Origin of the sequence: Streptomyces sp. NBC_00328, assembly GCF_036139655.1 — a bacterium.
Classification (GTDB): Bacteria; Actinomycetota; Actinomycetes; order Streptomycetales; family Streptomycetaceae; genus Streptomyces.
In genome coordinates this window covers 767609-791631 of sequence record NZ_CP108013.1, presented here as the reverse complement: position 1 = coordinate 791631, position 24023 = coordinate 767609, and the positions used below count along the sequence as shown (strand labels likewise).

At 72.0% G+C, this 24023-nt stretch carries 19 protein-coding genes; 14 read left to right on the top strand and 5 right to left on the bottom strand.

Going from position 1 to position 24023, the window contains the following annotated elements; translation table 11 throughout:
* Nucleotides 1-194: 194 nt before the first annotated feature.
* On the bottom strand, nt 195-1418 hold the full coding sequence (locus OG485_RS03320; RefSeq protein ID WP_328664298.1) for an MFS transporter: 1224 nt from the start codon (nt 1416-1418) through the stop codon (nt 195-197).
* A gap of 68 nt (nt 1419-1486) precedes the next feature.
* Here OG485_RS03320 and OG485_RS03315 point away from each other — a divergent pair, with 68 nt between their 5' ends.
* Nucleotides 1487-2509, top strand: coding sequence for a helix-turn-helix domain-containing protein (locus tag OG485_RS03315; RefSeq protein WP_328664295.1), 1023 nt, complete (start codon nt 1487-1489; stop codon nt 2507-2509).
* A gap of 250 nt (nt 2510-2759) precedes the next feature.
* Here the strand turns inward: OG485_RS03315 and OG485_RS03310 are convergent, their stop codons facing one another.
* Nucleotides 2760-3311: a YciI family protein gene (locus OG485_RS03310; protein WP_328664293.1), complete on the bottom strand. Its 552-nt coding sequence runs from the start codon at nt 3309-3311 to the stop codon at nt 2760-2762.
* A 319-nt stretch (nt 3312-3630) separates the two neighbouring features.
* Here OG485_RS03310 and OG485_RS03305 point away from each other — a divergent pair, with 319 nt between their 5' ends.
* The 3 genes from OG485_RS03305 to OG485_RS03295 all read left to right on the top strand — a co-directional run bounded on the left by OG485_RS03305 (nt 3631) and on the right by OG485_RS03295 (nt 6657).
* Nucleotides 3631-4380 (top strand): YoaK family protein, encoded by a 750-nt coding sequence (locus OG485_RS03305; RefSeq protein WP_328664291.1) that lies wholly within the window; start codon nt 3631-3633, stop codon nt 4378-4380.
* A 125-nt stretch (nt 4381-4505) separates the two neighbouring features.
* On the top strand, nt 4506-6206 hold the full coding sequence (locus OG485_RS03300) for a PASTA domain-containing protein (protein ID WP_328664289.1): 1701 nt from the start codon (nt 4506-4508) through the stop codon (nt 6204-6206).
* A gap of 97 nt (nt 6207-6303) precedes the next feature.
* Nucleotides 6304-6657 (top strand): hypothetical protein, encoded by a 354-nt coding sequence (locus tag OG485_RS03295; RefSeq protein WP_328664287.1) that lies wholly within the window; start codon nt 6304-6306, stop codon nt 6655-6657.
* Between the two features lie 38 nt (nt 6658-6695).
* Here OG485_RS03295 and OG485_RS03290 read toward each other — a convergent pair whose 3' ends face one another.
* Together OG485_RS03290 and OG485_RS03285 are read right to left on the bottom strand one after the other, a co-directional pair.
* Nucleotides 6696-7553 (bottom strand): YhjD/YihY/BrkB family envelope integrity protein, encoded by an 858-nt coding sequence (locus OG485_RS03290; protein ID WP_328664284.1) that lies wholly within the window; start codon nt 7551-7553, stop codon nt 6696-6698.
* 192 nt (nt 7554-7745) lie between these two features.
* On the bottom strand, nt 7746-9638 hold the full coding sequence (locus tag OG485_RS03285; protein WP_328664282.1) for an arabinofuranosidase catalytic domain-containing protein: 1893 nt from the start codon (nt 9636-9638) through the stop codon (nt 7746-7748).
* Nucleotides 9639-10133: 495 nt separating this feature from the next.
* Here OG485_RS03285 and OG485_RS03280 point away from each other — a divergent pair, with 495 nt between their 5' ends.
* The 7 genes from OG485_RS03280 to OG485_RS03250 are packed head-to-tail and all read left to right on the top strand — an operon-like array spanning nt 10134 to nt 19285.
* Nucleotides 10134-12899: a phosphoenolpyruvate synthase gene (locus OG485_RS03280; RefSeq protein ID WP_328664280.1), complete on the top strand. Its 2766-nt coding sequence runs from the start codon at nt 10134-10136 to the stop codon at nt 12897-12899.
* On the top strand, nt 12896-14548 hold the full coding sequence (locus tag OG485_RS03275; RefSeq protein ID WP_328664278.1) for a hypothetical protein: 1653 nt from the start codon (nt 12896-12898) through the stop codon (nt 14546-14548). Before OG485_RS03280 ends, OG485_RS03275 begins: the two co-directional genes overlap by 4 nt.
* Before the next feature lie 53 nt (nt 14549-14601).
* Nucleotides 14602-15708 (top strand): SDR family oxidoreductase, encoded by a 1107-nt coding sequence (locus OG485_RS03270; protein WP_328664275.1) that lies wholly within the window; start codon nt 14602-14604, stop codon nt 15706-15708.
* Nucleotides 15705-16649, top strand: coding sequence for a nucleoside-diphosphate kinase (locus OG485_RS03265; RefSeq protein ID WP_328664273.1), 945 nt, complete (start codon nt 15705-15707; stop codon nt 16647-16649). Before OG485_RS03270 ends, OG485_RS03265 begins: the two co-directional genes overlap by 4 nt.
* Before the next feature lie 10 nt (nt 16650-16659).
* Nucleotides 16660-17640, top strand: a complete 981-nt coding sequence (locus OG485_RS03260; protein ID WP_328664270.1) for a ScbA/BarX family gamma-butyrolactone biosynthesis protein — start codon at nt 16660-16662, stop codon at nt 17638-17640.
* 47 nt (nt 17641-17687) lie between these two features.
* Nucleotides 17688-18635 (top strand): hypothetical protein, encoded by a 948-nt coding sequence (locus OG485_RS03255; RefSeq protein WP_328664268.1) that lies wholly within the window; start codon nt 17688-17690, stop codon nt 18633-18635.
* The gene (locus OG485_RS03250; protein WP_328664266.1) at nt 18632-19285 is read left to right on the top strand and encodes a nitroreductase family protein; all 654 of its coding nucleotides are present in this window, start codon (nt 18632-18634) and stop codon (nt 19283-19285) included. Before OG485_RS03255 ends, OG485_RS03250 begins: the two co-directional genes overlap by 4 nt.
* Before the next feature lie 75 nt (nt 19286-19360).
* On the opposite strand, the gene OG485_RS03245 is transcribed toward OG485_RS03250, so the two are convergent.
* Nucleotides 19361-20101, bottom strand: coding sequence for a DUF4142 domain-containing protein (locus tag OG485_RS03245; RefSeq protein WP_328664264.1), 741 nt, complete (start codon nt 20099-20101; stop codon nt 19361-19363).
* A gap of 364 nt (nt 20102-20465) precedes the next feature.
* On the opposite strand from OG485_RS03245, the gene OG485_RS03240 reads away from it, so the two are divergent.
* The 3 genes from OG485_RS03240 to OG485_RS03230 are packed head-to-tail and all read left to right on the top strand — an operon-like array spanning nt 20466 to nt 23985.
* Nucleotides 20466-21122: a TetR/AcrR family transcriptional regulator gene (locus tag OG485_RS03240; protein WP_328664262.1), complete on the top strand. Its 657-nt coding sequence runs from the start codon at nt 20466-20468 to the stop codon at nt 21120-21122.
* Nucleotides 21119-22486, top strand: a complete 1368-nt coding sequence (locus OG485_RS03235) for an MFS transporter (RefSeq protein WP_328664260.1) — start codon at nt 21119-21121, stop codon at nt 22484-22486. Before OG485_RS03240 ends, OG485_RS03235 begins: the two co-directional genes overlap by 4 nt.
* Entirely contained in the window at nt 22483-23985 is a 1503-nt protein-coding gene (locus OG485_RS03230) for a pyridoxal phosphate-dependent decarboxylase family protein (RefSeq protein ID WP_328664258.1), read from the top strand. The genes OG485_RS03235 and OG485_RS03230 overlap by 4 nt, the downstream gene beginning before the upstream one ends.
* Nucleotides 23986-24023 lie beyond the last annotated feature (38 nt).

Here is a 24023-nt window from a genome sequence, read left to right as displayed (position 1 = left end):
GTCCGCCGTCAGGCACGTGCGGCCAGACTTCAGGATGGCCGCCGTTGCCGCCAGTGCTTCGGCCGCCAGAGCCCGTGGCTCGTCCTCGACGCCGACCGCGCTCACCACGGCCTCCACACGGGCGGTCCGCTCGGTCTGGACGGAGGCCGCCAGGGCGCGTTGCGGCAAGGCCCTCGGTAAAGAGGCAGATCAGCTCACTTGTTTCTGGCAGCCGGTTCCGACAGGAAGCCGGGGTGCGTACCGGGGACGGCCGACTGCCGTTTCTCGTACCTGCCCAGCACCGCGAGGGTCAGGGTCACGGTGACCGATGCGGCCGCCATCAGTGTCATCGCCGTGGCAGGGGAGGTCAGTTGGGCCAGCGTGCCCGCGAGGAGGGCGCCGATGCCTTGCAGGGCAGCCATGCCGGTGGCGTGCAGCCCGAGGGCCTGGCCCGCGAGGTCGTCGGGGGTGAGTGACATCAGGCGTTCCTGGAGGACCAGGCTCGCGGCGAAGCCGGCGGAGGCGACGGTGACTGCCACGGCTGACAGCGGCACCCCCGGCTGCAGGACGAAGAACAGGTAGGGAACCGCGAGCAGCAGGCGCAACGGCGTCGCGAGGCGACGGCGCAGGGCGTGCGGTACGAGACGGCCCACGGCCAGGTCGCCCGCGAACATCCCGAGCGCACCGAACGCGTAGAGCAGGCCGGCCGCTTCGGGGGCGTACGAGACGTACAGCGAATCGCTGCCGACGATGAGGCCGTTGGGAACCCACAGGCCCAGATACGTCAGGCGGCGGTGGCGCGAGGACCACAGGAGGGAGTTGGCGCGCCAGCTCGCCGCGAGGGACGGCCGGCCGACGGAGCGCGGCGGGCGGGCCGTGAGGCCGAGGTGGGTGACGAGGGCGGACAGCAAGTACAGCGCCGCCGCGAGGAGCAGGCAGGTCCGCGGGGAGAGGAGCGCAAGGAGCGCGCCACCTGTCGCGAAACCGGCCATTTGCGTCAGGCCCCAGAGCATGTTGAATACCGAACGGCCCAGGACGTAGCCGTCCTTGGTCAAGATCTCGTTCAGCAGGCCCCCGCGTACTCCGCCGCCCAGCGACGCGACCAGGCCCTGCAGGAGCACGACGCCGAAGACTGCCCAGACCGGCAGACCCGGCAGCGCGAGGACCGTCGTGGCGGCCGCGAAGGAGAGCGACAGGGCGGACAGGACCGCGCGCGGCGGCAGTCGGTCGGCGCCCGAGAGCAGGAAGGCGCCGCCCAGCAACTGCGCCAGTTGCGGTCCGAACATGCTCACCGCCGACAGGAACGGGGAGCCGGTGGCCCGGAAGACCAGCGTGGCGAGGGCCAGTCCGCCGATCGTCTGGGCCGCGGCGAAGGCGGCGAAGGAAAGCAGGAACGGGGTGAACTCCGCCGTGCGGAACAGGGATCTGTAGCTGCGCATGATCCGGAGTCTCCGGTCGTCTCCGGGGCCGTGTGTACTGTTTCGGCGACACGCGAAAGGTCGTACGGATGGGCTTGTGGCAGATAGACACCGACACCCTCGCCCGCAGCCGGTTCGTGCTCTCGCCGTTCGCCGAGGCCTTCGCGAGCCTGAGACTGCTGTACGCGGGGACCGGCGCCCATCCGGGCGAGGATGCCTGGCTGCGCGCGCATCTGCCTGGCTACCGTGCGTATCTCGCGGCCGATCCGGCCGCCGCGCCGCTCGTACAGGCGGCCATCGGCACCTCCTGGATCGCCGACTTCTTCTGCCCCACCTCGCGCGCCGGGGAGAGCTTCGAGGAGACCGTGACCCGGGTGCGGACGACCGATGGCGGGGAGGCACGGGCCAACCTCCGGGTGTCCCTGCGGGGACCGCTCCCTTCCGTCTTGGAGCGGGACGACCTGCCCGAGCGGGCGACCGCGCTCCTGACGTACGTCTGGGAGGAGACCGTCCGGCCGGACTGGGAGCGCCGTCGGCGCGTCATGGACGCCGACATGGCCGCGCGGACCGCGCGAGTCAATCAGGGCGGCTGGGCGGCAGTCCTCGACTCGCTGAAGCCGGGGACGCGGTGGCTCGGGAAGAGCCGCTTCCAGGTCAATCACAACACCTATCCGCCGCGGGAGATCGCCGCCGGGGCCGAGCTGCTGTTCATGCCGGTCACGCCGAGGACCAGTTGGGTGTCGTGGGAGGGGCGAGAACGGTACGCAGTCGTCTACCCGTGTCTGGGGGTGCTCTCCGAGGACCACGACCGGCGGCCCGTCCCGGCCGGGCTCGGGAGGCTCGTCGGGACCGCGCGGGCCGGGTTGCTGACGCTGCTCGGGACGCCCATGAGCACAACCCAGTTGGCCGCCGTGACCGGGCGGCCGCTGGGTTCGGTGGGCGGGCATCTGCGTGTGCTGCTCGACGCGGGAATGGTGGAGCGGCGGAGGGCGGGGCGGTCGGTGCTGTACGTCCGGACGGCGGCAGGGGAGGTGCTCATGGATGCATCCGGATCCCGTACCGGTGGTCCAGAGCCGGAACCGGGGATCCACCAGGTGTCCGACAGATCATGAACTTAGGGCGGAGAGTGCCTGTATGCGGCCGGGGGAACCACCTGGCTCGCCAACCCGGTCCGGGGCTGGCGACACGCACGTTCAATGTCACCCCAGGACCCCCGTGGGTTCAGGAAAACCAGGTTCTTCGGCGCGAACCCACGGGTGCACCGATGTGCGTCAGACCGGTGCATCCGTGGGTTCGGGTGAAACGCGAGGATGCCGGGCGATCCGAGGGGCTCGGCCGTGACGTCGGCCGGACGTCCTGGGGTTATGACGGCCGCCCGCCGAACTGCCAGTTGTGCACCTCGATGTCGGCGTACCGGTCCGGGGTCAGGACGGTGCGTGCCGTGTCCGGGTCCGGTGCCCGGAGCAACGCCGCCGTGCCCAGCCAGGTGGCGCCGTTGTCGGACAGCAGCGGCCCGTAGGCGATCAGCTCGTCCCGGGCGGGCGGGACCGCGAGATCGGCGGCCTGCCCCGTGCCGAGACCGAGCACCAGGTACCGGTTGCCACCGTTCCGGCCGCCGGGGAAGTCCCACATGGTGCGCCCCAGGGTGTTGCGCCACCGTCGCAGCAGCACGTCCCGGTAGACGCCGGCCTGGTAGTTCGGCTCGTCGAAGGCGAACGCGCGGGCGGCGACGGGATCGGGCAGATCGACGATGTGCACGCTGCCGGTGGCTGTGTCGCCGTCGTCGGCGAGGGTCGGGCCCCGGGCGATCATCTCCTTCGCGTACCGGTCCATATACGACCAGTGCTCTTCCAGCAGCTCGTCGCGCAGCAGCAGGGAGTCGGGCCGGTCACGGTGGAAGCAGAGGAACTCCATGCCCATAGGGTCTCTTCAACGAGGTGACCAGGTCGAGCGGATTTCACTGCGACGACCGCTCGGCAGCCTCACCCAGAAGCGCGCGAATGTGACGCCGTGTGGTTCGGCGTGGTCCCGCCGAAGGGCTCTCCCGACGGCACGCTCTACCAGTTCGTCGAGGCTTACGGAGGCCCGGGCACTCCCACGGACTGGGAGCAGACAGAGGCTGTTGGTGAGTGATCCGGAGCAACGCCCCGGAACGCCGTCCATTGGCGGCACGGTCGACGCGTGTCGGAGCCGACTCCGCGGCTGTGAAGTCGCCGGTGCCGAGACTGTCCGTATGAGTGAAGAATCCGCACCGCCACCCCTACCGCTGCCGTCCGCAGAACGGCGCGAACGCCAACGGACCGTCGTCATGGCGACCCTCACCGTCCTGGCGGGCGCGGCCGACGCGGTCAGTTTCCTGACCATGGGCCACGTCTTCACCGCCCTGGCCACGGGCAACGTGCTCTTCCTGTCCTTCGCCGTAGCCGGTGAGGGACAGGTGTCGGTGGCCCGCCCGGCGATCTCCCTGGCCGCCTTCGTCCTCGGTGCCCTGGCCGGCGCATTGACCACCAAGAGTCTCGTCGCGCACCACCGGCACTGGTTCGCGGCCGCGCTGGCGGTGGAAGGGGTACTGCTGGCGCTCGCGGGCGCGACAGCGCTGTGGCGGCACGGTGCCGGCTCGCTCGCCGAGGACCCGGACAACCTGGTCATCGCCATCGTCGGCTTCGCCATGGGACTGCGCGCGGACACCGCACTGCGCGCGGCTGTTCCCGGTATGCCCACCTTGCTCGTCCAGGTGTCGCTGGTCCGCCTCATCCACGGCCTCACCGGAGCCGTCCCCGCGACACCGGAACGGCATACGATCCGTCCCCGGCTCGTCGCCACCGTCGGCGGCATCTTCGCGGGCGGCGCCCTCGGCACGCTCATCACGCCGTGGGGGACGGGCCGCGCGTTGCTCGCCATCGCCGCCGCGGTCCTGATCATCGCGGCGCTCAACGTGCTCCTGGTGCGGTATCACCGGCTCGCGCCGGAACTGATCGGCTGACTTCCTCTTCCTGACAGCTCCGCTTCGCTTCCCGGCGAGGCGGCATCATCTGTGCAGGTCACAGCCCTGCATCGGTTCATGGAGCAGTGTTTCTGCCGAAGATCGACAGCGGCTATTCTCCGCCTATGTCCCCAACCTCCGCGCAGCGTCGGCTGCGTGACGACCCGCGTACCGCCGAGGTGGCCGTCCGCGAGATCGTCCCCCTTCCCCTCCGTCAGGCCGACGCCCTGCTCCGTACGCTCGGGTCCAGGGAGAGGGTGATCGCGCTCTACCACCAGGGGCTGGGGTACGCCGCGCTCACCACCGACGCGCTCATCCTCCTGAACGGGGAGACGCCCGCGCGGGTCGACAGGCCTCTCGTGATCATGCGCCCCGCGCACGGGGCCGCGTCACGCGTGGACGTGTCCGTTCAGGGGCGACGGATCACCGTGTGGGGTTCGCTGACCGACCCGTCCGGCGACCTTCTGGCCGGGACCGGGAACGTGGCGCAGGCCTCCACCGCCGATGATCCGCGCCTGGCCGCGGTCGTCGCCGGGGAGAAGCTGTCGCTGCCCGACGACCACAAGAAGGCACTGCTCGCGGAACTCGGACCCGGTGAGTCCGTGCGGTCCCTCTACCACTGCGGCTGGGGCTACGCCGCGCTCACCGGGCGCGGACTCGTGCTGCTCCGCAGTCTCATGGCCCCCAAGGCGACCCGGGTGCCCGAGCCCGTGTCCGTCCTTCGCCGCGAGCACGGCATCCTCGACTCCACCGTCATCGTCGTCGACGGCAAGGAGTACAAGCTGCACGGGTCCACGCTCGACCCGAAGGGAGAACTGCTCGCGGAGACGGGCGAGATGCTGCCCGCCGGTTCCTTCGTACGCCCCCACGGCCGAGCCCGGGTGTGGGCCTGGGCCCGCAGGCGCCCAGTCCTCGCCTCCATGGTCGCGATGACGATGGTCTCGGCCGCCTGGGGGGCGGGACACGAGACACCCGCCCGGGCAGGCGCCGACGGCCCCGTGGCGGTACGGGACTTCAAGGGAACGGCACTCACCACGGCCGTCGCGGCCGCGCGACGCCAGTCCTGGATGGCCGTGACGACGGCCGATGCCTCCTCGTCCTTCCGGCCGGTGAAGGACTCGGCGCCCGGCTGGCGGGTGTGCTTCCAGACGCCCTCCCGAAAGGAAACGGTCCGCCCGGCCGTCAAGGTGCTGACGCTCTACGCGGTCCCCGAGCAGGAGGCGTGCCCCACGCGGCTGCTCGGCCCCCGACGGATCGTCATGCCGGACCTCCGGGGCGAGAGTTTCGGCGAGGCCTCACGTGCCGTGGACGACCTGGGGTTCGTGTATACGGCAGCCATGCACGCGCACACGGGTGAGCGTCTCGACCACGGTTCCCGGGACGTGGACGACTGGCGGGTGTGCCGCCAGCAGCCGGCACCCGACCGCGAGGTTCTGCTCTCGACCCGGGCCGACCTGTGGCTGATCGGTCCTGGTGACTCCTGCACCAAGCCCAGCCCGAAGCCCAGTCCGACGCCCAGTCCGAAGCCGAAGCCCAAACCGAAGCCGACATCCGCGCCGAAACCGCGTACGGGGGGTACCAGCGGCTCCGTCACAGCGGGTGGTGCGTCAGGAGGCGGCACCGGCAGTGGTGGTTCCACGGGCGGCTCCTCCGGGACCTCGGGCGGAACCACCGGCGGCACGGGCGGCACGGGCGGCGCGTCCGGCATCGGGTTCGGGCAGTACTGCTCGCCCGTGGGTGCCACCGCCACCACGGCCGACGGTCGCCCCGCGAAGTGCTTCATGGGCAGGGACGGTCAGGCCCGTTGGGGCTACAACTCCGGCTGACCGGGAGCACCTGCCGGGGCTTCACGCTTCCGGGACCTGCCATGTCGGCCGATCGGCGACGTGTGACCCGATGCTCCGGAACGAAGGAGACACGGGAGTGGCTGTGCGGACGACGGACCGGTGGATCGCGGCGCGGATCCGAAAGGAGCGGTGGCACGCGGCGGCGTGGGCGCTGCCCGGACTGGCCCTGTCGGCGGTGGCCGTGGGGCCGAGCCTGTACGTTCCCGGAAAGGTCGCCACGGAGGCGGCCTTCCGCGACGCCCGGCCGTGCGCCGGTGCAGTCCCGGCACGGGACGACGGCGCCGGCTGCCTGCGCACGATCCGGAGCACGGTCCTCTGTGCCCTGATCGCGGTCCCGGCCACGATCCTCGCCCTGCGCCGGGACCGGGAGCCGTCCCCGGCATCCCCGCCGGGCACGGAGGTCACCGGCCCGCTCGGCGAGCCCGTCTGACCGGGCGGGAGCCGGAGTTCGAGGAGCGCTGCCCGGACTCACCCCCTATGACGCCGTGCCCGGCGCAGAAGGGTCTCCACCGCGGTGATGATCTCCTCGTGCGCCAGCCGCCCCACCAGCGCGCCGCCGAAGACGACGACGCCGACACCGACCAGCCAGGACTGGACGACCAGAACGGTGCCGAAAGGACCGTAGTTGACGGTGCTGGAGGCGATCAGGGGCGAGAAGACCAGACGCGAGAACATCCGTAGACCGAGCAGGCCGAGTGCCGTCAGTACGGCGCCGGGCAGGAGGGCCTTCCCGGGGATCCTGCCGCCGAGCAGCATCCACTGCGACCACCAGAAGAACAGGACGGCGCTCAGTGCCGCGGTCACCGTTCCGGCGGACGAGTGGCGCCACAACGTGGTCGTCGCGGTCACGTAGATGGTGCCGATGAGCACGGCGAGCCAGAGGACCTGGCGCCATCTGGCGTACCAGCGGGCCGCGGGCAGGTCCCAGATCTTCTCGTAGCCGGTCTGCACAGCCGCGCCGAAGCTCAGGCCGAAGACGGCGAGCGCGGCGAGACCGAAGGCCGTCGTGGTCTGCCGTACCTGCGCGGGCCCGGCGAACAGCCGCGCGACCTCGTCCCGGGCGGCCCTGGACACCCCGAGGCCGTCCCCCAGCCACTGCGCGAAGCCCCGCCCGTGTGCCGGATCGGCGGCGGAGACGACGACCAGGAGGGGCACCAGCGTGAGGAAACCCAGGGCCGCGAAGCCCAGCGACCTCTGCCCCAGCTCGATGTCCTTGCCGTGCCGCCATCCCCGGCCGGCCGGGGAGTCGCGCAGCGCCGTGGACAGCCGTACCCGCGCGGTGGGCCTGTCGTGGTCGTCGGCGTCCGGCGGGGCGTTGTTCGGCATGCAGACCGATTACCACAGACGGCGCCGACAGCGTCAAGGGCGGCTTGCCGGTGCGGGGCCGTTCCCGCCGGATCCGGGGAACGGTTACGGGCGGCCGTCCGTGACCCGCGACGGGTGGGCCGCCTGTGACTGGCCGACGGCGGGCCCGGCCGGACGTCGAGTCCGGCCGGGCCGAAGGGCGGTGGGGCGGGGTCAGCTCAGTGCGAACTTCTGTGCGGCGGAGCCGTTGCAGTCCCAGATGCGCAGGCGGGTGCCGTTGGCCGTGGCGCCGTCGGGGGAGTCCAGGCAGCGTCCCGACTGCGGGTTGAGCAGCGAGCCGTCGGTCTGCTGCTGCCAGATCTGACCTCCGGCCCCGTTGCAGTCCCACAGTTCGACCTGGGTGCCGTTGGCGGTGCCGTTGCCGATGATGTCCAGGCAGCGGCCCAGCGTGTGCAGCCGGCCGTCCGAGCTGCGGAACCAGTGCTGGTCGACCGCGTACGACTGGCAGCTCCAGAGCTGAACGGCGGTCGCGTTGGAGCCGTTGTCGTCACCGGCCACGTCGGCACAGGTGCCGCCGGGGCCGGCCACGGGCGCGCCCGCGTTGACCGCGAACCGCTGTGCGGCGGAGCCGTTGCAGTCCCAGATGCGCAGGCGGGTGCCGTTGGCCGTGGCGCCGTCGGGGGAGTCCAGGCAGCGTCCCGACTGCGGGTTGAACAGCGAACCGTCGGCGCGCTGCACCCACTTCTGGCCTCCGGCCCCGTTGCAGTCCCACAGTTCGACCTGGGTGCCGTTGGCGGTGCCGTTGCCGATGATGTCCAGGCAGCGGCCGATGGTGCCGAGCGATCCGTTGGCGTTGTGCGTCCAGTACTGGTCCTCGGCGTACGACTGGCAGTTCCACAGCTGTACGGCGGCGCCGTTCACCCCGGTGTCGTCCGCGGCGACGTCGACGCACTGGCTGCCAGGGCCGCTGACGGTGTTCTGCGGACCGTTCGGGACGCTGGTCTGGCCCGAGTAGCCCACGGAGACGATGTTCGCCTGGACGGCGTTCTCGGCCGCGTCGGTCGGATAGCCCGCGACCATGACGCCCTCGAAGAACGTTCCCATGTTCCAGTTGCTGTTGTCGCCGCCCGTGCCCAGGATGATGCCGCCCTCCTGCTGCATCGGCCGGTAGCCGCCCCGTGTGGGCAGCGCCCCGTCCCACCAGGTGGTCAGGCCTCCTGACTGCGAGTTGCCTCCCTTCAGCGCGTAGGTGGTCTGGCCGTTGTTCTTGAGGACCGCCGTCACGTACGTGCTGCTGTTCCCCTTGTTCGCGGTGTTGGAGCCGTTGTCGCCCTGGAACATGCCGTTCTCCAGGTCGGCTTCGATCCAGGGGCCGGACCCGCTGCAGGGAGCGAAGTAGCAGGTGGTGGCGATGGACACGGCGTCCATGTGCCCGTTGCCGGTGTCGGCGGGGGTGGCCTCGGCGTTGCCGTAGTCGAAGCAGCAGGCGGAGCCGACGTGGGTGCCGCTGGCGACCATGTAGGCGCCCTCCGCCTGGCCGTTGACCGCGGTGCCGGAGGCGGCGCCGTGCGAGCGGTAGCCGACTCCGGGGGATATCCAGATCCCGTACACCTTGTGGCCGCCCGCCGTGACGGACAGTTCAGCGGCGTCCGCACCCCGGTCGGCACCCATGCCGGCCGTGCCCGCGGGGCCGGGGAACAGGTCGTTGTGGCGGGACGTCTGGTCGTACACCTTCGAGATGCTGCACGTGGTGTTCGCGCAGAAGCCGTCCTGCTGGGCGGCGTTCGCGTAGCCGCCGGCCGCCAGCAGCCCGATGTCGGCGCTCGCGCCGTCGGAGACGCGGGTGACTTGGTAGAGCGGGCCGTTGTACGCCGAGAACAGCGCGCGTGTCGAGCTGTGGGCGGCGACGCACGGGGTGCCCGCGGCGGCGTAGATGTCGCAGGGCTGGGAACCCGCGGCCTGAGCGATGCCGGGCATGCCGACCAGGACGGTCACCAGGAGGCCGAGGACTGCTCCGACGGACAGCAGGGCGCGGCGCAGCCGGGGTAACGCCCCGGCCGTGGGGGAGGGGAAGAGACGCGAGGAGGCAGATCTTCTTCTGCGCATGTGTGCTCCCGGAGTGGAGGGTGGAGCTACAACTCGCCCTCGGGGCAGCCGAGTTCAGGCTGCCTGGCGACTGAGACGGAAGTTACAAGCGCTGGTCGATTGCGTCAATATTTGTTGCTTTCCTTTCTGGTCAACCCCTGCCGGTGTCCGAACGTGTGGCTTTGTGGAGCCCGACGGTCTGCGTGGCGGTCTGCTCCGGCCCGGCGCCCTCACTCCGTCAGGGCGGGGGAGGTGTCGGGGGCGTACGCGGTGTTACTGCCGCGTACCGCCACCGCGGGCCGGCCCGTGACCGGTGTCGGGCCGACCCACTTCGGCCGGATCATCCCGTTTCTCTTCGCGTCCCCGGCATTCGCCCTGAACAGTGGCGCGCCACCGGAAGGTGAATGAGGTACGACGACCGAAAAGCGCCTACGGCGGCCCGCCCGAGTTTTTTCGACCGGCTCTGCTGTGCAACATTCGAGCGAGGTCGAGCAACAGCCTCGGAGGGGAAACGCATTGTCGCCCACCACGGGATCCGAACACCGGTCCCCGCACGTTCTCACACAGTCCAGCGACGAATCCCTTGTCACCGAATGGGCCGGTGGTAAAGGGAAGAACCTGCACACCCTGACCGCGTCCGGATTTCAAGTACCGCGATGGTCGGTCATCGGCCTGGACGTATTCGCGGAATTCAGCCGCGGCAGCGGACTCGACGGGCACCTGAAGCGGCTGCTCGCCGACGACTGGGAGCCGAAAGCGGGCCGGATCGCCGCCGAGATCGCCGGCCTGATCGAGGCCGCTCCGCTCGACGACCGCCTCAGCGACGCCATCGGACTGGCCTACGGCCTGGCCGGCGGGGGCGCCGTCGCGATCCGGTCGTCCGGTGCGCAGGAGGACGGCGCACGCCACTCCTTCGCCGGCCAGTTCGACAGCTTCCTCAACGTCCGCGGCCTCGACGAGGTCGTCGCCCACGTCCGCCGCTGCTGGGCCTCGGCCTTCAGCGAACGCTCCCTGCGCTACCGCGCGCGCCACGGGCTGGAGATCGACACCGGAGGCGTCGCCGTCATCGTGCAGCGCATGGTGGCCGCCGAAGTCAGCGGTGTGCTGTTCACCGCCGACCCGGCTAGCGGGCGCACCGACCGGCACGTCGTCAGCGCCGTCCACGGACTGGGGGAGGGGCTGGTCTCGGGCGCCGTCGACGCGGACACCGTCGTCCTGGACGCCGCCACCGGCGAGCCGCTGACCACGGTGCTCGGCGACAAACAGGAGCGCTACGACGCCGGATCCGGACCCGGCTGCCAGGTGTCACCCGTCGCCCGCGAGGACCGCGCCCGACTGGTCCTGACGGACGCCCGACTGGCCCGGCTGCACGTGGCCGGGGTCCGCGTCACCGCCCGGTACGGCGCCCCCCAGGACATCGAGTGGGCCATCGACGAGGACGCCCTGTGGATCCTGCAGAGCCGGCCCGTCACGACCCTCGCCCCGGCCACCAACCCCGCACCTGAGCCCGGGCAGGACCTGCGGCTGTGGGACAACTCCAACATCATCGAGAGCTTCAGCGGTGTCGTGTCCCCGCTCACCTTCAGCTTCGCCGCCGACACCTACGCGAAGGTATACGACAGCTACGCCCGAGCCCTGGGCGTCCGCGGGGAGCGGCTGCGCGAGGTGCGGGAGTGGACCCCGTACCTCCTCGGCTATGTCCACGGGCGGGTCTACTACAACCTTTTCCACTGGTACCGCATGGTGCGCCTCGCCCCGTTGTACCCGCTCAACCGGCGCGTCCTGGAGAAATCCCTGGGCGTCGCCGAGAGTATTCCCGACGAACTCGCGGACACGCTCCACCCGTTCACGCCCCGGCCCGGGCTGCGCGGCCATGCCTCACGTCTGACACGTACGGTCATCTTTGCCGGAAGATTTCTCACCATCCGAAAGTCCGTCGACACGTTTCATCGAGATTTCTATCGCTCGTACACGGTATTCAACAATGTCGACTACGACGCACTGCCGGGAGACGAGACCTACCGCCGATTCCGGCGGCTCCAGCGGGAACTCATCGAAAAATGGGGCCCGATGCAGACCCTCGACGCCACGATCCTGCTCTCCGTGGGACTCCTGGCCCTGCTCACCCGCAGATGGCTGCCGGCCGCGCCCGAATGGTTCATCTGGGCCGCGGCGGCCCCGGGCGACACGGTCGAGTCCGCGGAACCGGTCTGGGCCCTGCGCGAGCTGGCCGCCCAGGCGCGGGCCGACGCCGACATCCTGGCGCTGCTGGAACGCACCCCTCACTCCGAGGCCCGGCAGGCGCTGGCCGACGCCGGTCACACCGGCTTCCTGCGGGCCGTCGACGCGTACATCGCCGACTACGGCTACCGCAGCCCCGACGAACTCAAACTGGAGGTCCCCGACCTTCGCGAGAACCCAGCGGGAGTCTTCATCCTGCTGCGCGAAGTCCTGCCGGACACCGGCGACGGCGCCGGCACACCGGACCGCGGCGGCGAGGCCGACACCTACCTCGACGAGCACCTGAGCCGTCCGCGGCGCCTGGTGTACGAACGGGTGCGCGGCAAGGCCCGGGCCGCCCTCGCCGACCGGGAACGGCTCAGGTTCTGCCGTACCCGCGCCTTCGGAGCGGCCAAGCGCATGCTGCGCGCCCTGGGCCGCGATCTGGCACGAGCCGGTGCCATCGACGCCTGGGACGACGTCTTCCTGCTGCGTCTGGAGGAGATCCGGGGCGCCTACGAAGGCACGGTCGCCCACACCGAACTGCGGGACCTGGTCGTGCTGCGCCGCCGGCAACAGGCCGCCGACGCCGAACTGCACGCGCCGTCCCGCTTCACCACCCGCGGCGCGCCGTACTGGTCCGGCAACCTCGAACGGGCCGGCTGGAGCAGCGGCCCCGCCGCTCCCAGCGGCGCCCGCGAACTGACCGGAGTCCCCTGCTGCCCCGGCGTTGTCGAGGGGCCCGCCGTGGTCACCGACACCCCGCGCGACATCGGCGGCGGCATCCTGCTCGCCTACCGCACCGACCCCGGATGGGTGACCGCGCTCTCCTCGGCCGCGGCCCTCGTCATCGAACGGGGCAGCCCACTGACCCATGTGGCCGTCGTGGCAAGGGAGCTGGGCATTCCGACCGTCGTCCAGGTCAAGGGCGCCACGACCGAGATCCGCTCCGGCACCCGGCTGCGGGTCGACGGCGCCGCGGGGACGGTCACCGTGCTCGCCGACCCGCCCCGCGACAGCGCGGCCGCCGCGGACAGCCCCCGAACGGAGACACGCCAGTGATCCTCACCGAGGAACGGCTGCAGGACCTGCTCGACAAGTCGCTCGCCGAACTCCCCCCTGACACCGAGCGGGCCGTGACCCTGGAGGGCTCCATAGCGGAGGGGTTCGGCAACCCCTCCTCCGACATCGACTTCCTGCTCGTGAGCCGCACGGACGACGATCTGCCGACCATGCCGTCGCTGCTGTTCGTGGACGGCAGACGGGTGGAGATCCGCACCCGGTCGGTGCGCCGGCTCGCCGACCAGTTCACGGCGCTGGAGCAAGGAGCAGGACGGCCGGGCCGGCTCTCCGAGGATCTCCTCAACCGCTGCCAGCGGGTGCTGCACAGCCATCCGCTGCGCGGGCACAGCCTCATCGAGGAGGTGAAGGCGCTGCTGCCCGTGGAGCGCTTCCGCCGGATCGCCGCCGACTGGTGGGCGCACCGGGCCCGGCAGTCCCTGCGGCACGCGATGGCACTCCAGTGCCTCGGCGAGAGCGAAGAGGCGGTCGACTGGACGCGCGCCGCGCTCGTGCAGAGCGTCAAGTCCTGGGCGGCCGGCCTGGGCGAGACCTATCTCGAACCCAAGTGGCTGTCCATGCAACTGGACCGGGCGGGACGCACGGACGTACGCGACCGCTACTGGGAGCTCGAATCGGCCGCGGTCCGGCCCGGCGACACCGATGCCGCCCAGGCCCACCTGACCGACTGCCTCGACTTCGCCGAGAACCTCGGACTCACCAAGGTCCCCCGGCGGCCCGAGCGGCTCACCGTCGAACGCGTGGCCCGGGTGACCACCTGGCAGACCGGCGAACGGATCCACGTCGTCCGCGGCCGGCGCGACGTGTTCGCCCTCGGCGCCGACGCCGGAGCCGTCTGGCGCTCCCTCGTCCTGGGCAGGCCGCTGCCCCAAGTGCTGGCCGAGGCCGCCGGTACCGGTGTCGCCGGTCCCGGAGCGCTGTTGGCCGTCTTCCTGCGCTACGGACTGATCCGCCTCGCCTGGAAGGGCGGCGGCGCCGTCACCCCCGCGCTTCCCCTCGCCGCTCCGCCCGGCCCCGTGACCCCGCCGCCCTCCACCGCGCAGCCGCTGCTCTCCGTGCGCGGCGCGGCCGTCGGCGAAACCCGCTCGGTCGACCTGATGCCCCTGCCCGCCGACCGGTTCGCCGCCGCCGCCATGGCCCTGGTGTGGTCCAACGTCGTGGTCGAGAACGCCGTCGAGGACCTGACCGGGGCCCTGCGGCGCGGCCAGCACCGGGTGGCCGAACTCACCGCGCGCCGCGCCGTGCACGCCGCGCTGCGCGCGCTGTTCAGCGCCCACGGGGTCAATCCACTGCCCGCGGACGCCGACCTCGTACGGCGTATGGACCTGCTTCCCGCAGCCACCCGGCCGATCGGCGTCCACGCCGCGGAGCTGCTGGTGCGGGGCGTGCACTCGGCGGAGGACGGCGACGCCCTCCGCACGGAGCTGCGCCGCTTCATCGGCCTGGTGCGGGGTGCCGTGGGCGCCGACTCCTTCCCGCTCTCGTTCGACTCCGCCCACACCTGGCGGGCGACGCTGCAGCTCGGCCACGACTGGCTGCGCCTGGGCGCCCACCTCGGCGCGGAGCTGCCCATCGAAGAGGCCCGCGACCTGCTGGCCGGCAACGGGGCCCAGCCCCATCAGGCCCGGTGACGGCGCCGGGCTCCCGAGCATCCCATCCGACGTTCCGCGCGGAGGACCCACCGATGTCCGATCCGATGAACTCCGACCCGATGACGGTGCTGGTGACCGGCGCCAGCGGCTTCGTGGGCACCGAGGTGACCGCCCGGCTCACCGCCGCCGGTCACACCGTGCTGGCCGTGCTGCACCGCAACGGCGACCTCGTCCGCAACAACGGCAGAAGACTCACCGCCGGTCCGGGCACCCTCACCCGGATGACCGGTGACATCACCCGCCCCGGCCTCGGGCTGAGCGGCGACGACCGGCGGCTCGCCTCCACCGCCGACCGGATCGTGCACTGCGCCGCCGTCACCGACTTCGGACTGCCACCGGGACGCTACGAGCGCGTCAACGTCGAGGGCACCCGGCACGTCCTGGGCGTCGCCCTGGCGGGCGGTGTCCCCCTGGTGCACGTCAGCACCGCCTACGTGTGCGGCGAACGCGACGGCACCGCGTACGAGGACGAACTCGACCTCGGCCAACGCCCCGGCAACGACTACGAGAAGAGCAAGCTGGCCGCGGAGACCCTCGTCCGCAAGGCCGCGGCGGACGGCCTGCCCGTCGCCGTGGTCCGCCCGAGCATCGTCACCGGCGCCGCCCGCACCGGCCGGGTCCGCGACCTCAAGACCATCTACCCCGTGCTCCGCGTCCTGACCAGAGGCCTGGTCCGCACCGTGCCCGGCCACCAGGACGCCGTCCTCGACCTGGTCCCGGTCGACCGGGTCGCCGACCTGGTGACGGAGGCCGTCACCCGGTTCCAGGACGCCGAGGGCCGCACCCTGCACGCCGTCGGCCACGAGCTGACCCTGCGCGACATGTCCGACGTCCTCGCCGAGTACCCGTCCCTCCACGTGCCGCGCTTCGTCCCCCCGTCCGCGTTCTCCGCCACGGCCCTGCCCGGCCGCGAACGCCCCTACTACGACCGTGTCGTCTCTTTGTACGCCCCCTACTTCCGGCGCCGCGTCCGGTTCGACGCCACCCACGCCGAGGCCTTCGGCCACCGCCCGCCCGCGACGGGCGCACACGCCTACCTGCGCCGCCTCCTCGACCACTGCCTCGCGACCGGCTACCTCGGCCCGCCCCCGCGCAAGGAGCCGGCCGCCGCCCGACCCGACGGGAGCACCCACCGATGACGCCCGCCCACACCACCGAACCTTCGTACGGCATACCCGTCTCACCGCTGCTGACCTGCCACCCCGACAAACAACGCCTGTACGGCGCGGACACCTACTACCAGGAGAGCCACGACCAACTCGCCGCCCTCACCGGCGACATCACCGGCTTCGCCCACCGGCACGCACTGCTGCTCCTCAAGCCCGACGCCGTCGTCGCCCGCAGGCTGGACGTGGCCGTGGACTGGCTGGCCGGTCAGGGCTTCAGGATCGTCGGCGCGGCCGTCACCCGGCTGACCCGCACCATGATCCGCTCCCTGTGGTACTTCCAGTGGAACCTCGCCACCCCCTACCGCAGGCGGCTGGCCGCACTCTTCCTGGAGGACGCCGACGCCCTCGTGCTCCTCGTCCGCCCCCGCCACGACCTGGACGTGCCCGCCTCGGTCGAACTCACCCGGCTCAAGGGACCCACGGACCCGGACGCCCGTCGGCCCGGCCAGCTACGTCATCTCCTGGGCCGCTACAGCTACTTGTTGAACCTCGTGCACACCCCCGACGAACCGGCCGACGTCCTGCGCGAGTTGGCCGTCCACTTCGACGACAGCGAGCGCGACCGCCTGTTCCGCTCCGCCCTCGCCGACGAGGACCGCACCGGGCATGCCCGGGAACTGACCGGTCGGTTGTACGACGCGACCGCGCCCCGGGACCTCGCCTTCGATCCCGCCGTCGCCCGGCTGCGCGCCACCGTGTCCCGGCACCCGGGCGCCGACCCCTCCGCCACTCCGCGCACGCTGCTGGAGACCGCCTGGCGGCAGGGAATCGACCTCGACCCGTGGGACGCCGTCATCGTCGGCTCGAAGGTGCTTCCCATGCGGCAGCCGGGCCGGACGCCCGTGCTGGACGGAGCCGACGCCGACACCTGGCGCCTTCACCTGGACACCGTCCGCGCCACCGCGAACTGAGGAGCGGCCCATGCAGTTCACCCGGACACTCCCCAAGGAACTGGTCCACCGCTCCGCGACCGCGGAGGTCTTCCTGACCGACGTCGAACGTCACGGCGAGAACGACATGCTGCTGGCCGCACGGTTCCCCCGCCGTCACGCCTTCTACGACGACACCCTCGGCCCCGCCGACCGCCTCGACCCCTTGCTGCTCCTCGAGGCGTGCCGGCAGGGCATCTTCGTGGTGGCCCACCGCTGCCTCGGCGTCCGTCCGGGGCACAAGTTCCTGCTCAGGGCCGTCGAGTTCGCGGTGCCGGACCCGGCCGCCCTCACCCGGGAGGACCGGCCCACCGAGGCGGTCGTCGTCACCCGGATCGAGAAGCGGTTCCGGACCCGGGCCGAAGTACGGGGCCTGCGCCTTCGCTTCACGCTGGCCATCGGCGGCCGGGAGGCCCTGCTGGCCCGCATCGACTACTCCTGGATGCCGCCCGAGGACTGGACGCGTCTGAGGGCCGGACAGCGCGGTGCGCTCGGCCTGCCGGCCGTGCCCGTCGCCCTGCGCGGCGCACGCGTCGAGCCCGCACTCGTCGGCCGGCGCACCCCTGCCAACACGGTCATCTCGCCGCCGCGCACCGCGGACGACGGCACCCACACGGCAGATCTGGTCGCCGAGACCAGCCACCCCACCCTCTACGACCACTGGGTGGACCACGTGCCCGGCATGCTGGAACTGGAGGCGTTCCGCCAACTCGCCCTGCGCGCCTGTGTGTCCGCCGGAACCGTCCGCACACCCAGCCCGCTGCCCGTCGCCCTGAGAGCACGGTTCCGACGTTTCGCCGAGATGGATCTGCCGCTGGTGTGCCGGACCGCTCCGGCCCGGCCGGGCGCCGACATCGAGTGCACCCTGCGCCAGCCAGGCACCCTGGCCGCGGAGGCCAGCATCAGGCTCGCCGACCCGGACACCCGACCGGTTCGTTCCATGGCGGCCCCGACCACCCACAAGGCCGCATGAGTCCGGCCGTACCGAACCGAGACGCACCCCATCGGAAGGTCCCCGCAGTGCCCACCGCCGCCGCCCCGCACGTGCCCGCCCGACCGGGCCGGCATCTGCCCGCCCGCCCTGGCCGTCATGTGCCGGCTCGACTCGGCCGTTTCGTGCTGCGCAGGTTCCGGCCGCAGATCTACGTCACCTACGGACTGCTGTGGGTCCTCGCCCTGGAGGGCACGGCGGCGGCCGCGACCGGCACGGCCTGGCGTCCCTCCGGCACCACCGCGATCCGGGTCGTCAGCGTCGTACTGGCCCTGTTGTTCCTGCGGATGCTGGACGAACAGAAGGACCTCGCCCACGACCGTGTCCACCACCCGGACCGGCCGCTCGTCACCGGCGCGATCACCGCGGCCGAACTGCGCGGAGCGATGGCGGCGATCACCGTGGTGGTGACCGGTCTGAACGCGGCCCGCTCGACGACCGACGCCCTGCTGATTCTCGCGGCCCTCGGATACGGGCTGCTCCTCGCCCCGCTGGAACGGCTTGTTCCCGCCGTGGGCGAACGGCCCCTGCTCGGCCTGGCGTTCACCTACCCGGTCCAACTGCTGCTCGGCGGCTATGTCTACGGATCCCTCGTCGCCGCGGGGACCGTCACCGCCGACTGGCGCGGCGCCGTGCTGCTCGCCCTGTGCGCCTGTGTCTTCCTGCACTTCGAGTTCGCGCGCAAGACCGCCTGGGAAGCGCCCCCGGGCGCCCGGCTGTACTCGGCCGCCCTCGGCCCGAGGCGCGCCGCGGCGGTGACCGCGGGCTTCGCGGCCGGCGCCGTCGGCTGCGAGGTCGTGCTGCTCGCCCCGCACGGTCCGCTCGCCCTGCTGCCCTGCCTGGCGGCCGTCCTTCCCGCCCACGGCACCCGGCGGTTCCTGGCCGCCGGCCACGGTGGGTGGCCGGTGCCCGCCGCGATCGCTTTCGTCGTGGCCACCCACCTCGCGCTGGCCGTCCGGGCGGTGCTGCTGCCATGACCGCCGAACTGCCCCTTTCCTGCGAGGAGTTGCTGACCACCACGCGGTCGGTGCGGTACGGCCTCGACCTGGACCGGGCGGTGGACCCGGCCCTGGTCGAGGACTGTCTGAGCATCGCGCTCCAGGCACCGAGCGGCAACAACCGGCAGAACTGGCGCTGGATCGTGGTCACCGACCCGCGTGTCCGGGCGGATGTCGCCGAGGTGTACCGGGCCGCGTTCTACGAACGCAACTCCGCCCGTCTCGACCGGCCGGCGGACCTGCCCGAGGACGTACGCTCGGTCCTCGTCTCCGCCCGGGCGCTGGCCGACCGGCTGCACCGGGTACCGGTCCTGGTCATCCCGTGTCTCGAAGTGCCCGGCGGACAGCTGCCCACGGGCAACCAGGCAGGTCTGTGGGCGTCGTTGCTGCCGGCCGCCTGGAGCTACGCGCTTGCCGCCCGCAGCCGGGGCCTGGTCACCGCCTGGACGGCGGTGCACCTGGACCGTGAACGGGAGGTCGCCGACCTGCTGGGCCTGCCGCCCACGGTCCGCCAGGGTGCCCTGCTGCCCACGGCCCACCCTCTGCGCGACACGTTCCGCCCGGGCCCGAGGCTGCCCCTGGACCAGGTCCTGCACCACGACCGCTGGCAGGGTGCCCGGCAGGCCTGAAGCCCCGCCCGCGGGAACGATCGGCCGTTCCGCGCGCGGGGCTCAACGGACTTGCGATGTCCGCCGCCCCGGGCTTCAGCCGACCGTCGGGCTGGGCGTCGGGCTGTTGGTGTTCACGTTGAGGTCGGGGCGCGGGGTGAGGACGACCATCGGGGCACCGGGCTGCGGCGCGGGCGGCGTGAGCTGGTCCTTGGGAAGCGTGGGCGGGGCACTCTGCTGGGCGATGACCTGGGCGAAGTCGATGGTGCCGGTCTTCTCCATCATGGTGATGTGGTCGAGGACCGTGTCGTTGGCGAGGTCCGCGAGTTCGCGTACGAGGGAGTTGTTGGTGTTGGCGCGCACCTTGGCGATCACCGAGAAGATGGAGCCGTGCGTGACGCGCAGGATGTTGGCGGTGGTCGAGTCGAACTGCTTGCCGGTCAGGGCCGCGGAGGTCGCCACGAACTGCTGCTGCTGCGGAGACGCCTGGTTGGGCAGGGTGATGTTCAGCTGGACGGCGACCTTGCGGTCCAGATCGTCGAGACGGGCGTGACCCACGATCAGGTGCTTACCGGCCTCCCGCATGGCCGCGGTCGAGCCCTTCTTGAGCGCGATCTCGCCCAAGGGGTACTCCCACAGCCCGGCCGCGCGGACCTTGACGACGAAGTCACGGTCGCCCTCGGTGAGCGGGCCCCACTGGGTGTTCGCTATGACGCGGGTCTGGGCGCTGGACGCGGTCTGGAACCCGAGCATGGTCGGGTATGCCAGAGCGGCGAGAGTCAGAGTCACCGCGCCGCCCACGAAGACCGTTCCTGCCAAGTTGCGTGAGACGGGCATGATGCCTCCTGACGTATCGATCAGATTTCACAGGGGGTACGGATGTCGCGACCCCATTGATCATTTTGCTGGGTAAAATCTGACCTCTGAGCTGTGTTGTGCGTCACAGTCGGTGCCCAGGTTGTCGGTTCGGTGCGATTCGGTTCGATGTAGTGCAGTGCGGTGCAGTGCGGTGCAGTGCGGTGCAGTGCGGTGCCGTCGGCGGCGCCGGTTCCAAGGGGCCGGCCGGGAGTCGGCAGGGCCGTCCGGCGGGTGTCCTCGGCAGGAACGTACGGGCGAACCGTCGTGCGCGTGCGGTGAGGTCCGCGAAATCGTCTCCATCAATCGATTGATCGGCGCCTCCCGGCGGCATATCCTCCCCGCCATGTCCGACTCGCCATCCGCCTCACCGGCCCCACCGCCCGCCGACGCCAGCCGCGAACGCATCATCGCGGCAGCCACCTCCCTGTTCGCCGACCACGGCTACGACGGCACGAGCACCCGGCGGATCGCCGCCGAGGCAGGGCTGAACATGGCCACCGTCGCCTACCACGTCGGCGGGAAGCCGGACCTCTACCGTGAGGTCATGCTCCGCGCCCACCTCGCCGAGCAGCGGGTGCTGACGGACGCGCTGGCCGCCTTCCGGGAGCTCGCGCCCACCGATCCGGCCGCGGCCGTCACCGGCCTGGTCGACCGCTACCTCGACTTCTGTCTCGACCAGCCGCACATTCCGGCCCTGTGGATGCGCCGCTGGCTCTCGGACGCCGCCGAGTTCGCGGATCTGGAGGCCGCCTACGCACGGCCGCTCGTCGACGCGGTCCGCGACACCGTGCGCGAGGTCGTCCCGTCCGCGCCGCGGGCCGGATCCGCCGAGCCCGCCGACGTCGAGATGACCGTCTGGACGGTGCTGTGGAGCACCCACGGCTTCTGCCGCTCGGGCATCCGCGCCGAGGTCCCGCGCTTCCGCGCCCACCTGCGCGCCCTCGTCCTGCGCGAACTGGGGCTCGCCGCCCCGCACCCGCGCGACCGGGAGCGCGGATGACGACCGCCCTGGTCCCCCCGGCCGCCGTCGGCGACCTCACCCGGCGCCGCCTGTTCGTCTACGGACTCGGCTCGGTCGGCACCGGCGTCTTCTCCACCGTTCCCGGCCTGCTGCTCCTCTACTTCATGACCGACGCGCTGGGCGTCCCCGCCGGCATCGCCGGACTCGTCGTCACCCTGCCCAAGGCCTGGGACGCCGTGTTCAACCCGCTGGTCGGGGCGGCGAGCGACCGTGAGGCCGTCCGCACCGGCCGACGGACCCGGCTGCTCGTCGCCGGCGCGCTCGCGCTGCCCGCCGCGTTCGCGGCGATGTTCCTGTCACCCATGACCGGCACGGGCGCGGCGGTGTGGGTGACCGTCACCTTCGTCCTGGCCGCCAGCGCCTTCTCACTGTTCCAGGTGCCCTACGTCGCCCTGCCCGCCGAGATGTCCCCCGTGCCCTCCGCCCGCACTCGGATCATGGTCTGGCGGATCGTCTTCCTGACCCTGGGCATCCTCGTCGCGGGCGGCGCCGCACCCCTCCTGGTCGACGCCGCGGGCGGAGGCCGCAAGGGATACGCGACTATGGGGCTGACCGTGGGCCTCGTCATCGCGGCGGTCCTGCTGGTGCCCGCGCTCGGCACCCGCTGGGTGCGCTCACGGCCCGGAACCGAACCCCTCGGACTGGTCGCCGCCTTCCGCACCGCACGCGGCAACCGCGCCTTCTTCGCGCTGCTGCTCTCCTTCGTGCTCCAGGCCGCCGCCGTCGCGATCATGCTCGCCGCCGCACCGTACGTCGCCACCTACCGCCTCGGCGGCTACGGCCTGACCTCGATGCTCTTCGTCTGCCTGGTCGCACCCAGCGCGGTCGCCGTCCCGCTCTGGGCCAAGGCCGCCGGACGGTGGGGACGGCTGCGCTGCCTCACCGTCGCCACCTGCGGCTACGCCCTCGGCGCCGCCGCCCTGCTCCCGGCCGCCGGCAGCGGCAGCGGAACCGTCGCGGTCGCCGCGACGCTCGCGCTCTGCGGACTGCTCGGGGTCTGTTACGCGGCCCTCCAGGTTCTGCCGCTCGCCCTGCTGCCCGACACGGTGCACGCCGACACCGCCAGGACCGGACAGATCCAGTCCGGCGCGTTCACCGGACTGTGGACGGCGGGGGAGACCGTCGGTCTCGCGGCCGGACCCGGCGCCTACTCGATCGCCCTGGCCGCCACCGGCTTCGTCTCCTCGACCCTGGACCACCCGGTCGCCCAGTCCGCCACCGCGCGAACCGGGATCCTCCTGGGCTTCAGTCTCGTCCCCGCCCTGCTCATGCTGCTCTCCCTGCCCGCGCTGCGCGCCTACGGCCGACGCCGCGCCGTGCGAGAAACGGAAACCACCCGATGACGACCCCTCAGCAGACCGCCGCCGACGCTCCGGCCGCCCACCCGGGCCTGCCCGAGACCGGCCGCTCCGGCGCCGACCTCCTCGCCGAACTCGCCGTCCTCACCGCCGCCGACCTGCCCACCCGGGGCGGCAACACCACCGCCTACGTCTACGACAGCGGCCGTCCCGAAGTACGTGAGGCCGCCGAACAGGCCTACCTGACGATGATGGAGGTCAACGGTCTGGATCCGACCGCGTTCCCCAGCATCGTCGCCCTCGAACGCCAGGTCGTCGGCGCGACCGCCACCCGCCTCGGCGGCGACGACACCACCCCCGGCATCTTCACCAGCGGCGGAACCGAGTCGATCATCCTCGCCGTGAAGGCCGCACGGGACGCCCGCCCGGACGTCCTCGCCCCGGAGATCGTCGTCCCCGTCACCGCCCACGCCGCCTTCCACAAGGCCGGCAGCTATCTGCGGGTGACCGTGCGCAGCGCGCCCGTCGACCCCGTGACCTACCGGGCCGACCCGGCCGCGATGGCTGCGCTCTGCAACGAGAACACGGTCCTCGTCGTCGCCTCCGCGCCCTCCTACGCCCACGGCGTCATCGACCCCGTCGCGGAGATAGCCGCCGACGCCGCCGGCCGCGGCATCCCCTGTCACGTCGACGCGTGCGTCGGAGGCTGGCTGCTGCCCTGGCTCGCCGAGGCCGGCGCGCCCGTCCCGGCCTTCGACCTCTCCGTCCCCGGCGTCACCTCCCTCTCCTGCGACCTGCACAAGTTCGGCTACGCCCCCAAGGGCGCCTCCGTCCTGCTGTTCCGCGACGAGGCCCTGCGTCTCGACGCCTATTACGCCTGCGCCACCTGGCCCGGCTACAGCGTCGTCAACTCCACGATCCAGAGCAGCAAGGGGGCCGGCCCGCTCGCCGGGGCGTGGGCCACCCTCCAGGCCCTCGGCGCCGACGGCTACCGCGAGCTGGGCCGCGCCGCCCTGTCCGCGACCCGGTCACTGATCAGCGGCGTCCGGGAGATCGACGGCCTCACCGTCCTCGGCACTCCCGAGGCCACCCTGGTCGCCATTGGCGCCGATCCGGCGGCCGAGACCCCGCTCGACCTCTTCGCCCTCGCCGACGAGACCCGCGCCCGGGGCTTCTTCCTCCAGCCGCAGCTCAGCCTGGACGGGCTGCCGGCCAACCTGCACCTGACCCTCACCGGGGTCAGCGAGCGGGGCGTGGAAGAGCTGCTCGCCGTCCTGCGTGAATGCGTCGACGTGGTCCGTCCGCTCGGGCCCCCGACGCCGCCCGCGGACATCGTCGACCTGCTCCGGCAGGTGGACCTGACCGAACTCGACAACGCCTCCTTCGCGGCACTGCTCCCGGCCGCGGGCGTCGACCTGAGCGGCGACAACGCGGCCCGGATGGCCCCGGTCAACCGCCTCCTGGACGCCCTCCCGGCGACGACCCGCGAGGTCATCGTCACCCGCTTCCTGTCCGCGCTCTACAGCCCTTACCTGGGCGGCTGAGCGCCGGGCCCGGGACGACCGGTCCGCGTCGGCCGGGG

Coding starts and splice junctions, on each gene's coding strand:
- OG485_RS03235 (WP_328664260.1), top strand. CDS start 21,119: ATGACGACCGCCCTGGTCCCCCCGGCCGCCGTCGGCGACCTCACCCGG.
- OG485_RS03320 (WP_328664298.1), bottom strand. CDS start 1,418: ATGCGCAGCTACAGATCCCTGTTCCGCACGGCGGAGTTCACCCCGTTC.
- OG485_RS03265 (WP_328664273.1), top strand. CDS start 15,705: ATGACGCCCGCCCACACCACCGAACCTTCGTACGGCATACCCGTCTCA.
- OG485_RS03310 (WP_328664293.1), bottom strand. CDS start 3,311: ATGGAGTTCCTCTGCTTCCACCGTGACCGGCCCGACTCCCTGCTGCTG.
- OG485_RS03285 (WP_328664282.1), bottom strand. CDS start 9,638: ATGCGCAGAAGAAGATCTGCCTCCTCGCGTCTCTTCCCCTCCCCCACG.
- OG485_RS03305 (WP_328664291.1), top strand. CDS start 3,631: ATGAGTGAAGAATCCGCACCGCCACCCCTACCGCTGCCGTCCGCAGAA.
- OG485_RS03290 (WP_328664284.1), bottom strand. CDS start 7,553: ATGCCGAACAACGCCCCGCCGGACGCCGACGACCACGACAGGCCCACC.
- OG485_RS03260 (WP_328664270.1), top strand. CDS start 16,660: ATGCAGTTCACCCGGACACTCCCCAAGGAACTGGTCCACCGCTCCGCG.
- OG485_RS03240 (WP_328664262.1), top strand. CDS start 20,466: ATGTCCGACTCGCCATCCGCCTCACCGGCCCCACCGCCCGCCGACGCC.
- OG485_RS03245 (WP_328664264.1), bottom strand. CDS start 20,101: ATGCCCGTCTCACGCAACTTGGCAGGAACGGTCTTCGTGGGCGGCGCG.
- OG485_RS03250 (WP_328664266.1), top strand. CDS start 18,632: ATGACCGCCGAACTGCCCCTTTCCTGCGAGGAGTTGCTGACCACCACG.
- OG485_RS03300 (WP_328664289.1), top strand. CDS start 4,506: ATGTCCCCAACCTCCGCGCAGCGTCGGCTGCGTGACGACCCGCGTACC.
- OG485_RS03315 (WP_328664295.1), top strand. CDS start 1,487: ATGGGCTTGTGGCAGATAGACACCGACACCCTCGCCCGCAGCCGGTTC.
- OG485_RS03230 (WP_328664258.1), top strand. CDS start 22,483: ATGACGACCCCTCAGCAGACCGCCGCCGACGCTCCGGCCGCCCACCCG.
- OG485_RS03270 (WP_328664275.1), top strand. CDS start 14,602: ATGTCCGATCCGATGAACTCCGACCCGATGACGGTGCTGGTGACCGGC.